Origin of the sequence: Paraburkholderia unamae (genome assembly GCF_003268775.1) — a bacterium.
Lineage (GTDB): Bacteria > Pseudomonadota > Gammaproteobacteria > Burkholderiales > Burkholderiaceae > Paraburkholderia > Paraburkholderia unamae.
Window position 1 is genome coordinate 26,278 of sequence record NZ_QLSU01000019.1, and the last position, 12,930, is coordinate 39,207.

9 protein-coding genes and 1 pseudogene are annotated in these 12,930 nt (G+C 59.9%); 6 read left to right on the plus strand and 4 right to left on the minus strand.

All coding sequences use genetic code 11. The features are described from left to right. The first annotated feature begins 80 nt into the window (after positions 1-80). Complete coding sequence (locus C7401_RS27335; RefSeq protein ID WP_181565702.1) at positions 81-1,337, plus strand: MFS transporter; 1,257 nt, start codon at positions 81-83, stop codon at positions 1,335-1,337. Between the two features lie 118 nt (positions 1,338-1,455). Continuing rightward, a complete protein-coding gene (locus C7401_RS27340; RefSeq protein ID WP_112174560.1) occupies positions 1,456-3,468 on the plus strand; it encodes an ATP-binding response regulator in 2,013 nt (670 codons plus the stop codon). On the opposite strand, the gene C7401_RS27345 is transcribed toward C7401_RS27340, so the two are convergent. Further along, a complete protein-coding gene (locus C7401_RS27345) occupies positions 3,465-4,160 on the minus strand; it encodes a response regulator transcription factor (protein ID WP_112174561.1) in 696 nt (231 codons plus the stop codon). The two genes, C7401_RS27340 and C7401_RS27345, sit on opposite strands and share 4 nt — an antisense overlap. A gap of 327 nt (positions 4,161-4,487) precedes the next feature. On the opposite strand from C7401_RS27345, the gene C7401_RS27350 reads away from it, so the two are divergent. Beyond that, positions 4,488-4,850: a hypothetical protein gene (locus tag C7401_RS27350; RefSeq protein WP_112174562.1), complete on the plus strand. Its 363-nt coding sequence runs from the start codon at positions 4,488-4,490 to the stop codon at positions 4,848-4,850. Between the two features lie 155 nt (positions 4,851-5,005). After that, positions 5,006-5,548 (plus strand): PaaI family thioesterase, encoded by a 543-nt coding sequence (locus C7401_RS27355; RefSeq protein ID WP_181565703.1) that lies wholly within the window; start codon positions 5,006-5,008, stop codon positions 5,546-5,548. A 396-nt stretch (positions 5,549-5,944) separates the two neighbouring features. Here the strand turns inward: C7401_RS27355 and C7401_RS27360 are convergent, their stop codons facing one another. Continuing rightward, positions 5,945-7,474 carry a DUF1254 domain-containing protein gene (locus C7401_RS27360; protein WP_112174564.1) on the minus strand — a complete coding sequence of 510 codons (1,530 nt, stop codon included), beginning with the start codon at positions 7,472-7,474 and terminating at the stop codon, positions 5,945-5,947. A gap of 355 nt (positions 7,475-7,829) precedes the next feature. Between C7401_RS27360 and C7401_RS27365 the strand changes: the two genes are divergently transcribed. Beyond that, complete coding sequence (locus C7401_RS27365; RefSeq protein ID WP_112174565.1) at positions 7,830-9,341, plus strand: DUF1254 domain-containing protein; 1,512 nt, start codon at positions 7,830-7,832, stop codon at positions 9,339-9,341. 150 nt (positions 9,342-9,491) lie between these two features. On the opposite strand, the pseudogene C7401_RS27370 reads toward C7401_RS27365, so the two are convergent. Then, positions 9,492-10,043 (minus strand): annotated as a pseudogene (locus tag C7401_RS27370) (tyrosine-type recombinase/integrase). A gap of 190 nt (positions 10,044-10,233) precedes the next feature. Here C7401_RS27370 and C7401_RS27375 point away from each other — a divergent pair. Further along, positions 10,234-11,700, plus strand: a complete 1,467-nt coding sequence (locus C7401_RS27375) for a metal-dependent hydrolase family protein (protein ID WP_258397265.1) — start codon at positions 10,234-10,236, stop codon at positions 11,698-11,700. Between the two features lie 492 nt (positions 11,701-12,192). Here C7401_RS27375 and msrA read toward each other — a convergent pair whose 3' ends face one another. Next, positions 12,193-12,870 carry a peptide-methionine (S)-S-oxide reductase MsrA gene (msrA, locus tag C7401_RS27380; RefSeq protein WP_112174656.1) on the minus strand — a complete coding sequence of 226 codons (678 nt, stop codon included), beginning with the start codon at positions 12,868-12,870 and terminating at the stop codon, positions 12,193-12,195. Between the last annotated feature and the right edge of the window lie 60 nt (positions 12,871-12,930).

A 12,930-nucleotide genomic window follows, 5' to 3' on the forward strand; every position in this document is an offset into this window, starting at 1 on the left:
GAACATGAGCAATATGCTCGCATTTCCAGCAGCAGTCAGGTTGATTCGCGCGAGCGGCGACCCTGCTTCGGAGAATGACGTTGGAAACGAAAGGGCACGAGATCACGTATCGACGGCTTGACCTGCATGCGTACCTGGGCCTGCGGTTCCTGGCGGAGGCGTCGTCGATGGCGCTGTCCGTCATGGTTGGCTGGACCGTCTACGACATATCCAGGACACCGCTTTCGCTCGGCATTGTGGGCATCGTGGAGTTCATTCCCGCCTTGCTGCTAACACTGCCCGCAGGTGAGCTATGCGATCGACTGTCGCCGCGCCCGATTATCGTTACAAGCCTCGCGCTTGAATGTGTCTGCTCGTTTGCATTCCTTACATTGCACTGGATGCATTGGCGTGCGCTCTGGCTCTTTTATGGCGTGGTGCTGGCGTCGGGGCTTGCGAAAGCGTTCGCCGAGCCGGCGGTGCAGGCGATGCTGCCGTGTCTCGTGCGGGCAGGGCAGTTGCCGCGCGCGGTTGCTTTCAGTTCGACGGCCTGGCAGATGGCGGTCGTCCTTGGCCCCGTTGTGGGTGGCCTCGCCTATGCCATCGATCCGGCGCTCGCCTATCTCGGCTGCGCGGCCGCATGGTTTGCCGCGATGCTGCTCGCCGCGATGCTGCGCGCTCGCCAGGTGGCGTTCAAAGCAAATGCGTCTCAGGGACGGATGGATCGCGTCTGGGCGGGAGTCCGTTTCGTATGGTCCCAGCCGGTAGTCCTTGGTGCGCTTTCTCTCGACCTGTTCTCCGTGCTGCTGGGCGGTGCGACCGCGCTGCTGCCCGTCTACGCGCGGGACATCCTGAAGGTGGGCCCCGAGGGTCTGGGAATGCTCCGCAGTGCGCCGGCGATCGGCGCTTGCATCGTAGGGCTGGCGCTGTCACGCTTTCCGCCCGAACGGCGCGCCGGCTCCAAACTATTTGCCGCCGTGATTGTGTTCGGCATATTCACGGTGGTCTTCGCGTTTGCGCGCTCGCCGGTCGTCGCATGGATCGCCCTTGCCGTGATTGGCGCGAGTGACATGGTCAGCGTCAACATTCGCACGACACTGATACAACTCGTGACGCCCGACGCCATGCGTGGGCGCGTATCGGCGGTGAATGCGCTTTTTATCGGCGCTTCGAGCCAGTTGGGCGCGTTCGAATCGGGGGTGGTGGCTGCGCTGCTCGGTGCTATCCCCACCATCGCGCTCGGTGGTTGCGGGACGATTGTCGTCGCGCTCGCGTGGATGCTGATGTTTCCCGACATGAGAAAAGCGGATCGTCTCGACATGGACCTGAATCGCGAGGGTGTGACGAGCGGCGAGTGAAGCTTGCATGACACTTTACAAGTGAGCGCGATAGCGACCGACTAGAATGAACTGGCACGCCCGAGCGAACGACGTGCTTCCCGCTTCGCAAACCCAGTGAGTACGCCGGCGAGATGCGATGAGCATATTCAGGTTTACCTCGGAAACGGAATCGAAATTCCTTAAAGGCTCGGCGGCGCCAGGCGCCGTTCGCGCGTGGCTGGTCGATATTCTTTGCTGGCCCGCGCGTTTCGAGGACCCCCGGGTCGAGCGGGAATTCACGGAGGACTACGGGCGACGTTTCGCCGATTTCCGCCGCGCGGCGCTCGTGCTCGGTACGGTGATCTGGGTGTGCTTCGGCTTTTGGGAAATCAGTCTCGCGCAGGAAAGCGCGGTGTTCCGGCCATATTTTCCGGTGGTTTTCGCGTTTCGTTGCGCCGGTGCGATTGGCGCGACCGTCGGCATTGTGCTGGCCTTCAGGCTCGAATTTCATCGCGACACGGTTGCGCATTGGATCCTGCTGCTGGGGTTGGCGTTCATGTGCCTGTGCCTGTTGATGCAAACGGTCCTTGCGCCGCGCCCGTTCAATTTCACCCATTTTTTTGTCGGCTTTTATTTAATTCTTTTTTATCAGTTCGGTTTTCTACGTCTGAGGGCCAAGGCCACATTGATGCTGACCGTGTGCGTGATCGCCGTGATCGTGATCGTGCAACTGGTCACGCAGGCGGTCGAGCCGGACAACTTCGCGGCGGGTATGTTCTACCTGCTGAACGTCGCCATTCTGGGCCATAGCGTCAACGTGAACGCCGAGCGCCATGTGCGCGACCGGTACATCGCCGTCCAGGCACTCGCCCATAGCAACGATGCGCTGCAAAACGCCAACGCCGAACTCGCGCAAAAGCACCGTGATCTGGAGCGTGCGCGGCGCGACCAACAAACCAAGTCGGAAGCGCTGATCGCGCTGCGAGAGCAGCAGCGCGAAGCCGCGGAACAGGCAAGCCGCGCGAAATCGCGCTTTCTGGCGGCCGCGGCGCATGACCTGCGCCAGCCCATGCATGCGCTAAATCTCTTTCTTGCCGCGGCCTCCGAAGCGCTCGATGCGCGCGACGTCGAAGCGTCGAGCAAACTGATTGGGGAGGCGCGCAAGGCGTCGGTGCTCACGGCGCGCCTCTTCAATGCGGTGCTCGATCTGTCGAAGCTCGAATCGGGGCACGTCAACCCGATTTATACGAGCGTCGACCTGAGTCGCGTAACCGAGGAAACGGTTGAACAACTCGCGTCGTTCGCTACGAGCCGCGGCGTTGAACTGCGCTATGGAAAGACGCAGCAAGGACCCGTATGGGTGCGCACGGACGCCGACTGGATTCCGCGCGTGCTGAGCAACCTCATCGCGAACGGGATTAAATATGCGGATCCATCGAAAACGGGCCGCTCCACGGTGCTCGTCGGTTTGGTTCGCATGCCGAATTATGTGAGGCTAGACGTTATCGACAATGGCATAGGCATCGCCTCGGAGCATTGGGATGCGATTTTTCAACCGTTCGTGCAGATCGGCAACCCGGAACGGGACCGCGAGAAAGGTCTCGGACTGGGCTTGTCGATCGTGAATGCAGTGGTGTCGCTGCTTGAAGGACACCGTCTCGAACTGAAGTCGATCGTGGGGAAAGGGTCGCGCTTCTCGGTGCGCATGCCGGTGGCGGATCCATTCGCGCTCCAGGATGCGGCGATATCGCCCGCCGATGCGGCATCGTCACCCTCGCCGTCGTCGCTGCGCGGTCTCTACGTGTTGCTGGTCGAGGACGACAGTCTGGTACGCGCATCGATGGAGGCGCTCTTCGGGCGATGGGGTGTCCTGTTCGATTCGGTTCGCTCCGCAACCGAACTGGGCGAACTATTGCAGGCGATCGAGCGGGTGCCGGATCTCGTGATCAGCGACTACCGGTTGCCGGAGATGTCGACCGCGCACGACGTCGTGCGCCTGCTGGCCGGGCACTTCGCGCGGCCAGTGCCGTTCCTCGTGGTGACGGGGGAAGCCGTGGCCAGCACGCAGGGGGCGTTGCCGGAGCGATGCGTGCTCAGCAAGCCATTGTCCCCTGACCTGCTGATCGCGCGCATGCTTGAATTGACCGGGGAATCGGCCCGCGCATGCTAGGCCGCCGGGGCGTGCGCAACGGCGGGAATTTCAATGCCGCGGCGCGCCATTTCGACGATCAGGAAGGTGCGCCGCGAAACGTTGAAACGGCTCAGCAGATCGCTGATGTACTCCTTTGCCGTGTTCTCCGAGATATTCATCTTGCGCGCGATGGCCTTGTTCGACATGCCCTGCAAGAGAAAGCCCAAGGTTTGCGCGAGGCGCGGCGGCAGGTTCAGCGAGTCGATTGGAATGCCCTTGCTCGGACCCGGAGACTGCGGCGTATGCCCGCCTTTGCCAAGCACGCTGTTGGGCAGGTAGACGCGCCCGTTCAGGATCGTCAGCAGGGCTTCCCGGAAAACCGCGCCGCCTTCCTCGCTGGCCTTCGAAATGAAGCCACCGGCGCCATTCTTGATGCATTCCAGCACGGTTTCGCGGTCGTCCTGTGCGGACAGCATGACGACATGCGCCGCGCGCTCGTTTTCCTGTAGCCAGCGCAGCAGGTCGAGGCCGGTGTGATTGTCGCCGATCTGGTAGTCGAGAAAGACCAGGTCGTAAGCCTTGTTCTGCAAGCGCTCGACGGCGGCGGCGTACGAGCCGGCTTCGTCGATGTCGAGCGTCGGCTCTGAGGTCAGGATCAGGCTCTTCATCGCAATACGCGTCAAGCCTTCGTCCTCTACGAGCAGTACGTGGCGGAAATGCAGGTTGTCCATCGGCGCCTCTTCAAGTCCCAACCATCCTACCCGCAATCCTTCAGGCTGCGATCCCCCCAAAGCGGGGGACGCTTTTGGGGCCGCCTTCTGGAGGCGCTTTTCCCCCGGCATGGCCGGTTTTTCCCACGCCCCGAACCGCGCAGGATGGAGTCGTCGCGGTTAGGACGGAGAGGGGAGACCACCATGCGCACGTCATGTCCCGATTTGAAGAGCCTGCTGAATATTTTCCGCTTCGCGCCCGGCGAAGTCCGGAAAGTGCTCGACGGTAATGGGTGACCGACCCGCACAAGACCGGTTGAACAGGCTGACCCACGAGGAGACCACCCGATGCAAGAGAAATCCATCTCGCACGCCCGTGATGGACGTCGATCGCCGACCCAGTTTGCCCACGAGCACGAAGGACCGTCGTGGGGCAAGCGGGCTGACCATGAGAAAACCAATCGGGAAAAAACAGAAACGCAGAACCGGACTCAGGCGGAGCGGCGACCCCTGAGTCCTTATACGATCCACAACCTCGACACCGCCATTGCTCACCTCGAGGTCGCGATGAACGCGGACCAATCGATGGAGCTTTTCGGCGAGAACTACTGGCATTCACGCGTGCTCGAACTCCGCTCCACACCGGGCATCCTGCACGCTCAGGACCGTCGGTTGCAGTGTCTGCTGGATCGGTTCGGGGGGACGGGGTAACGGGGATTTAATCGCGCGCGGCTCGGTCGGCTGGACTGGATGGTTGGACAAAGCGATTTGCCGTGCGTGGTGTTTTCATAAAAAATGACTGCATTGGGAAAGGAATCATCTCGACCGACCAGATGGGTTACGCATAGTTACTGGCGCGTGTGCGCGTGTGCGCGTGTGCGCGTGAGCGTGGCTATGGCGTCGATCATGGCAATTACATCGCAGGCGTTACGGTGGTTGCAGCGCCGGTGCTCAACCGCGCAGGTCGAATGGCGTACGGACTGGCGGCGGTCGGCATCGCTACGCAGTTGAATGCGGACCGTGTAGCCGAACTCGGCCACGATCTGCGCGAAGCGGATCGTTATGTATTCGGTGTGCTCGTTACGCGTGAGCATGCGAATCCGGCGGGCATGATCCACGGCGGCATGATTGCGAGCCTGCTCGATCAGTCCGTCAGTACGGCGGCGTGGGAAGCAACCGGGCGGCAGCCCTGCGTGACGGCGCAACTCGACACGCATTTTGTCGTGGCCGTGCGGCCCGGCGCCTTCATCGAGGCGCGCTCGCGTGTCGTGAGGCAGGCCGGCTCGCTGGTGTTCGTGCAAGCGGAATTGAGCGTTGCGTCGGAGATTGTCGCGACCGGCGCTGCGACGATCAAGGTGATGCGTGCGTCAGCAAATGAACTCAACGTGGGCAATCATCCTTCAGTTTGACCCGTTGCATCACGCGGCGAAAGCTGTGCCAGTCGCTGGATGGATTGTGTTGCGTAGCGTGGCTGTCCCAGAGGGCGATCGCGTTCGGTGTCTGCGAGAAGCGGCAGGTGAACTCTGACACGGTATCAAGCGAATCGCGCAGGGCTCTACAGAGCGGGTAAGGGCGGTGTGGTTTTGTTTCGGCGGCAGCGGGTAATGCCCATGAAGCGCAATTTTGCGCTTCACGTTGGTTCGCCGTGGGAAAAGAATGCACCGATCGGTAGCAGATTGTCACCAGTCTTTTACTGGCCGACTGCTACCCGACACGGCCGGCCGTAGTCGACCCATCTCTGCCGTTCAGTCATGCGCAGGCTGAACGGCAGCTATGTGCGGTACAACGGCCGTGGCAGAAGAGCGTCAGGCCACCTTTCGAATCTGAGGTGGTTTCCACGAGCCGTCGAGAATAGGCTCTTTGCCCCAGTAAGCCCGAATGTACAGCGAGAAGGCGCCAGCCGGTGCTGGCAGCCAGTTCGACTCGTGCTCGGCGCCGGGTGACTGCGCGCTGGCATAGAGCGTGAGCGAACCATCAGCATTGCGCTTCAAATTCTTGTTCTTCGTGCCAAGCGAATAGCGCTTGAGATCGTTCGGATGAAAGAGATGTTTTTCGTTGTAGAGCGTAAGCGACCAAAAACCGTTGACTGGCGGCTCCTCCCCGTTGGCGAACACGATTTCGTAGATATTCGCACCGCTCAACGCTCCGCCGGATGCGTCGTTATCGGTATAAAAGTATTGTGTTTCTGTGGGGCGATTGTCGAACATGTTCGACTTGGCCGTTCCCGTGCGGTCAAAATAATCCAGACCCGTCTGCGCATTATTGGTCGATCGGTTCCAGCCGTTGCCCGCCGATAGTCCGTTGTGCTGCCACTCAAAGAACGGTTCAATAGCCTCGCGTTCAGTGTCGACCGCCGCCGAGACAATCGCCTTTTTGACCTCAGAATCCCGTCCGGCAACTTCCATCAACGATCTGAATTGCGCATAGAGCGCTTCTTCGCCTGCCAACGGGGGCACGGTGTCGAGCACCTGATTGAATTCGTCGAAGAACTTCTCGGGCACCACCCATTTCGTTTCGCCGCCGCCTTCTGACTGCGGCCCGGGTATCGCGGGTGCCTTGCTCCAGTCGATGGTTTTCATGCGGCCGTCGAATTCCTTCAACGGATAGAAGACGATCTGGTTGAGCACGTGCTGGATGGCCTGCTTATCGTCAGGTGTGTCGTTCTGGAACACACGCGGGATTGCATTCGCGAGCGCGGTCGGGCAGCGAATGATCTCCGTGATGCCGGCGGGCTTGTCGCCTTTCCAGTTCGGGCCGACAAGTAGATAGAAGCCCTGCCGCGAGTGATAGGGTTTGCCGAGATGGCCGAACTGGTTCGTGCGTGCGTCGTACAACGCATAAACCCAGAAGCGGTCGCCGAAATCGGGTACCTGCGCGACGACGGGCTCCTCGTCGAGTGAGAAGAAGCCAAGCCCGTACACCACGTCCTGGTTCGGGCACGTCACGAAAGTTTCGGTGGGGTCGATGTAGTCGTGAAGCATGGCCACTTGACCGCGCGGCGCAACGGGCAACACGCCGTTGAGCAGACCAGGTTGCGGCGCTTTCGTGATGGCGCTGAAGCGATTGAGCATGTTGGCCATCGGCCAACCCCAGACGTAAGCCATTCGGGCAATCACCTGCGCATACCCGGCGTGCATGTTCAACCCTGCCGGAGGCAGGATTTCCGTTGTGTTCGCATGACCGGACGCATTGGTCTTCTTCGCCGCGGTGCCGTTCGAATCGGCTGCGGCTACCGTTTGAGGGACGACTGAAAGGGACGCACAGGCTAGCGGCAGCGCGCCGCTGAGCAAGGTAAAGAGCCTTCGTGTCGAGTTAACTTCTTCCTGATCGGACATTACCAGCCTCGCTGTATTCTGTTGACGTGTTGGTCGCGTGGTACACCAAACTGATACTAGCGTGTTGCCTGACGCCGCAGCGTTGCAATAGGTAGTTAGGGCAATCGTATTTCCCTTTCGGGCAATAGGGTTCAATGGACTTCCCTTCTCAACGGTCCTGACGCTAAATTACGTTTTCCAGATGACACCAAGGATCACGATGTTTTTCGCATTCCCGGGGCTAAGCAGGGATCGGCAATCTGGTTGCCGATGTTGCGGTCAACGGGATAGGGCGAGCAACTCGTATGCGTGAGCAAGACGGTAAGCCAATCACCTTAGTCATTTTCACCAATGAAACACTCCTGGAGTGCAATGGATGAAACGGTCACGACTGACTCAACTGGCATTTGCGGTAACGCTCCTCCTCGCGGCCGCCGCGCATGCTGACGATTCGCGCTATCAGGAACTCGCGAACGCCCCGTTCGAGAAGGACTATCCGACGGCCGCCGCTTCACGCGCGCTAGAGCAGGAACTCATTTTCCAGCGCGCGACCCAGGCCTACCTCTGGGCGCTGCCAGCAGTCAACATGTGGGCCATGAAGGAAGGCTCGGAAAAGGTTTTCGGCGCAGGCTACAACGTACTGCCGGTGTGGAAGGAACGCATCAAAGCCTCGACCCAGGTGACGACGCCGAATTCCGACGTTGTCTACGCAATGGGCTACCTCGATCTGCACAAGGATGGTCCACTTGTCGTGGAGGTGCCGGCGGGTGTACAGGGGATGTTCGACGACTTTTTCCAGCGCCCGCTAACCGGCCCGACGATTGACGGACACACGTGGACCGGGGACGTAGGCTTTGCCGGGCCGGACAAGGGCAAAGGCGGCATCTTCGTGCTCCTTCCTCCGGATTTCAAGGGCGATCCGAAGAACATACCGAAGGGCGCATTCGTCTACAGGTCGCGCACTTACAACGTCTTCCTGTTCTGGCGTGCGTTCTTCAGCGATCCGAAGGACCTTACGAAGCCCAATGCCGAGATTGCGGCCACACGCATCTATCCGCTTGGGCACAAGGCAACGGCAAAGCCGATGCAGTTTCCGAACGCCAATGAAAAGCCCGCCAATCTTCTTTTCCCGCATGACACCAGTTACTTCGACATGACGTCGCGCTTCATCAATAGCGAATATGTCGACCCGGCCGATCTCGACATGCGTGGCTTCCTGCATACGATCGGCATCGACAAGGGCAAGCCGTTTGCGCCGTCGGCCGATATGCGCGCCTTGCTCGACAAAGCCGCTCAAACCGGCTTCAAGATGAGCAAGGTGGTGATTACCGACATGGTCGCGCGCGAGCCCGGTGGCAAGTATTATCCCGACCGCCAATGGATCAACGTATTCGCTGGCGAGAATACCGCGTTCCAGGCCAGCGACACGTTCACCAATCTCGAACAGCGCTCCGGTTACTTCACGAGCGCCTATTCGGCAAGTCCGGGCATGGTGAAGAATATTGTCGACGCCGGTGCCAAGTATCCCGTTACGTTCCGCGACAAGGATGGCAATTTCCTCGATGGCGGTCAGTCGTACACCCTACATTTGCCGCCGAACATTCCGGCGAAGAACTTCTGGTCTGCAACGGTCTACGACGGGACGACGGCATCTGGGCTGGACAATGGCCAGCCGTATCCGTCGCTAAACCAGATGGACAAGCCAGTGGCGAACGCCGACGGCTCCATCGACTTGTACTTCGGTCCAACTGCGCCAGCGGGCAAGGAGAAAAACTGGCTACGCACCGTGCCGGGCAAGGGTTATTTCGTGATCTTCCGTCTCTACTCGCCGGAGAAAGCGTTCTTCGATCAAACGTGGAAGCCCGGTGATCTCGAAAAAAGCAGTTGACGCTTGCGGGGACATCAGTAAGCGAGTGACCTCACCGAAGGTCCGGGTGGCGGCTTTCGCACGCGCACCGGACTTTCGGGTGTCTGAGAATCAACGCTGGCGAGCGGCCGGAACTGGCCGGTCAGCGACCATTCGTCGGCCGGTTCGCCGTCATACTTCGGCTTGCTCTGCCATTTCAAAGGCATCGTCTACCTCAATGCCGAGGTAGCGAACGGTGGTCTCGAGCCTGGTATGGCCGAGCAGCAATTGCACCGCGCGGAGGTTCTTCGTTCGCCGGTAGATTAACGACGCCTTTGTACGACGCATGGTGTGTGTGCCGAAGGCCGTATCGTCGAGGCCGATGGATGAGATCCAGCGGTGGACCATGCGGGCATATTGGCGCGTCGAAATATGCGGTGACGCATGCATTCGGCTCGGAAACAGGTAGTCGGCCGATTTCAATCTCCGGGCTTTTATCCAGGCCTCCAAGCTTGGACGGGTCTGCTCGGTGATTTCGAACTAAACAGGTCGTAGCGTCTTCTGCTGCATGACCATTGCGCGCGATCCAGCGTGACTACCCTGGCAGACATCCTGCACGAGCAGCCGAGTGAGATCGCATGCCCGTAGTTTGCTATCAATCGCAAGATTGAACATCGCCAATTCGCGGATGTTCGAAGACATCTGCAACCTCGTACGAATCGCCCAGATTTCCGGAGGCTTCAACGGTGGCTTGTGCGCAGTGAGCTTGCCCTTGTTTCACGGCACTCGGTTCGACGCTTTGAAGGCACGAGCGTTAGTTGATTGCCATACTTCCGTATGAACGTCGTTACTGTCCGCTGGTTGTTCCCTTTACCTGTTCAAAGGCCGTAATCAGCGCTTCCGTGCATGGTGTTCAACTCAAATGGGGGTGGATATGGCTTCCGGAAAGTACAGCGGCGTTAACCGAACAAGCCAGGCGTATTCCTGCTTCTGTAACAAGGCGCTTGCCCAGTATGCGAATCGTCGTATCGACGCCGACCTCGCGCGACGCGGATTCCTCATCGGCATGGGGGCGACCATGCTAAGTGTCGTGCTCCCGGAACTCGTTCGGGCGCAGGGTGCGAGTCCCGCCGCCGCTGCGCCGCAGCCCGTCACGTTTACAAACTTCCGACTGTTCGACGGCAAGTCTGCCGGCCTGCGCGATGGGATGTTTCTCGTCGTCGAAGGAAGCCGCATCTCACAGCTGGGGCAAGGCCAGCCGCCCGCTGCCGGCATGAACCGCACCATCGATTGCGGCGGCAAGGTGATGATGCCAGGGTTGATCGAGATGCACTGGCATGCCATGCTCGCCTCACTTCCGATCCAGACGATCTTGCAGGCCGACCTGGGCCTGGTGTATCTGGCTGCGAGTGCGGAAGCCCAGCGTACGTTGCTGCGTGGCTTCACGACGATACGCGATGTGGGCGGCCCGGCATTCGCGCTGAAACAGGCTATCGACGCAGGGATGATTCCTGGCCCGCGCATTTATCCGTCCGGCGCGATGATCACGACGACAGGTGGTCATGGCGATTTTCGCCCGCTCACGGACATCCCGCGTACGACGGGCGAAGTCAGTGCGCAGGAAAGGACCGGCGCGAATGCGATCGCCGATTCTGCGGACGAGGTGCGCTTACGCGTGCGCGAGCAGTTCCTGCAGGGCGCAACGCAGATCAAGATCGTGGGAGCCGGCGGCGTATCCACGCCGCGCAGTCCACTCGACATGCTGACCTTCACCGAGCAGCAACTGCGAGCAGCCGTCGAAACCGCGGGCGATTGGGGGACCTATGTGGCCGTTCATGCGTACACGTCAGAAGCCGTGAAGCGAGCGGTGGCAGCAGGCGCGCAATGTATCGAACATGGTCATCTGATGGACGATCATGCAGCCGAGATCATGGCGAAGAACGGGACATGGTTAAGCACTCAGCCATTCGTGAACGAAGACGACGTCGGGCCGCTAGCGGGACCGATCCTCGAAAAGTTCCGGGAAGTCATCGTGGGGACCAACAACATGTACAAACTCGCACGCAAGCACGGACTCAAGGTGGCGTTCGGGACCGACCTGATCTTCTCGCCGGCGGTGGCGGCACGCCAGGGTTTGATGATCGGTAATATGGCGCGCTGGTACAACGGCTCCGAGATTTTGCGGATGGTGACAGGGGGCAACGGGGAGTTGCTTGAGCTCTCAGGAAAGCGCAACCCCTATCCCGCCAAACTGGGGGTGCTTGAGCGGGGCGCATGGGCCGATTTGCTGGTCGTCGGTGGCAACCCGCTCGACAATGTGGGACTGCTCGCCGATCCCGACAAGAACCTGAAGCTGATCATGAAGGATGGGCGCATCTATAAAGATGCCATGCAGACCTAGACCTGCCTCTTCAGGTTGTTGACCAACTGACGGCGCATCATGTCGGCGGCTGGCTGGAGCGGAGCAACGTGAAGTCCGATATACGCCGAGATTAAACGGGCGCTACTGGCAGCGGACGAACTGCAAAAAGTCCGCTGTCTGACTTGATTTGACGTTTGAATGTCAATCAAAACCTCCTGATGAGCGGCCGCAGCCGACTGCCGCCCTATACGTTTTGCTTGGGTTCGCCGTGCCTTGTCGCGCCGCGAACGGCAGAAAGCAATCGCATTTCTTAGGCGCCAGCGCGTTGCGACACATTCACTGTCGCAACGATGACTCTTGCAGACCAGTGCTCCAACCAGACTTGCGAAAAGCCGGATGCATACTCATGTGCGTCGACGAGATAGGGGGCTCAAACTGTTTAAGCGAAGCAGGGTAAAGTCAAACAGAGTAGCTTTTATCTCTTGATCCAGGCTTTTCAATGGATGGCGCAATTGATGCGGTCTACGGAGACTATGGTTTGGTGCTCGCCGTGGTCTGAAACAACACAGGCTGGGTTCGATAAAGCGCGGGAAACAAGCTCTTCAATGCGTCGATCTTCGGCATATCGTTGATCGCGATGTACGGGTAGTCGGGATGAAGGGCGAGAAAATTCTGGTGGTAATTCTCGGCAGGATAGAAGCCCTTGAACGGCTCGACACGCGTCACAATCGGACTCGCGAACACGTGTGCGCCCTGTAACTGTGCGATGTAGGCCTGCGCCACATTGCGCTGTTGCGCATTCAACGGAAAGATCGCCGAGCGGTACTGGGTGCCGTGGTCAGGGCCCTGGTAGTCGAGTTCCGTCGGGTTGTGCGCGACCGAGAAGAAAATTTGCAGGAGCTTCCCGTAGCTGATCACGGTGGGATCGAAGGTGATCCGCACCGATTCTGCGTGCCCCGTATCGCCATCGCTCACGCGCTCGTATTCGGCCGTATCGGACGCGCCGCCCGTGTAGCCGGACGCCACCTGCGTAACGCCGCGTACGTGTTCGAACACGCCCTGGACGCCCCAGAAGCAGCCACCCGCGAGCACGGCGGTTTCCGTATGCGCGTTGCCTGCGTGCTCGTCCTGAACCGGCGCAGGAATGGACACTGCACGCTCATCGGAATGGGCGCTGCGCTGCCAGAACGCGACGGCGGCCATCACCATCGCGAGGGCGCCAAAGTGGGCGATCTTGCTGGATTTCATGAAAAGCGGATTCACGATGTC

What these genes read in the sequence shown, in the direction of transcription:
- C7401_RS27340 (WP_112174560.1), top strand. Translation starts at nt 1,456, where the DNA reads ATGAGCATATTCAGGTTTACCTCGGAAACGGAATCGAAATTCCTTAAA.
- C7401_RS27345 (WP_112174561.1), bottom strand. Translation starts at nt 4,160, where the DNA reads ATGGACAACCTGCATTTCCGCCACGTACTGCTCGTAGAGGACGAAGGC.
- C7401_RS27350 (WP_112174562.1), top strand. Translation starts at nt 4,488, where the DNA reads ATGCAAGAGAAATCCATCTCGCACGCCCGTGATGGACGTCGATCGCCG.
- C7401_RS27360 (WP_112174564.1), bottom strand. Translation starts at nt 7,474, where the DNA reads ATGTCCGATCAGGAAGAAGTTAACTCGACACGAAGGCTCTTTACCTTG.
- C7401_RS27365 (WP_112174565.1), top strand. Translation starts at nt 7,830, where the DNA reads ATGAAACGGTCACGACTGACTCAACTGGCATTTGCGGTAACGCTCCTC.
- C7401_RS27375 (WP_258397265.1), top strand. Translation starts at nt 10,234, where the DNA reads ATGGCTTCCGGAAAGTACAGCGGCGTTAACCGAACAAGCCAGGCGTAT.
- msrA (WP_112174656.1), bottom strand. Translation starts at nt 12,870, where the DNA reads ATGGTGATGGCCGCCGTCGCGTTCTGGCAGCGCAGCGCCCATTCCGAT.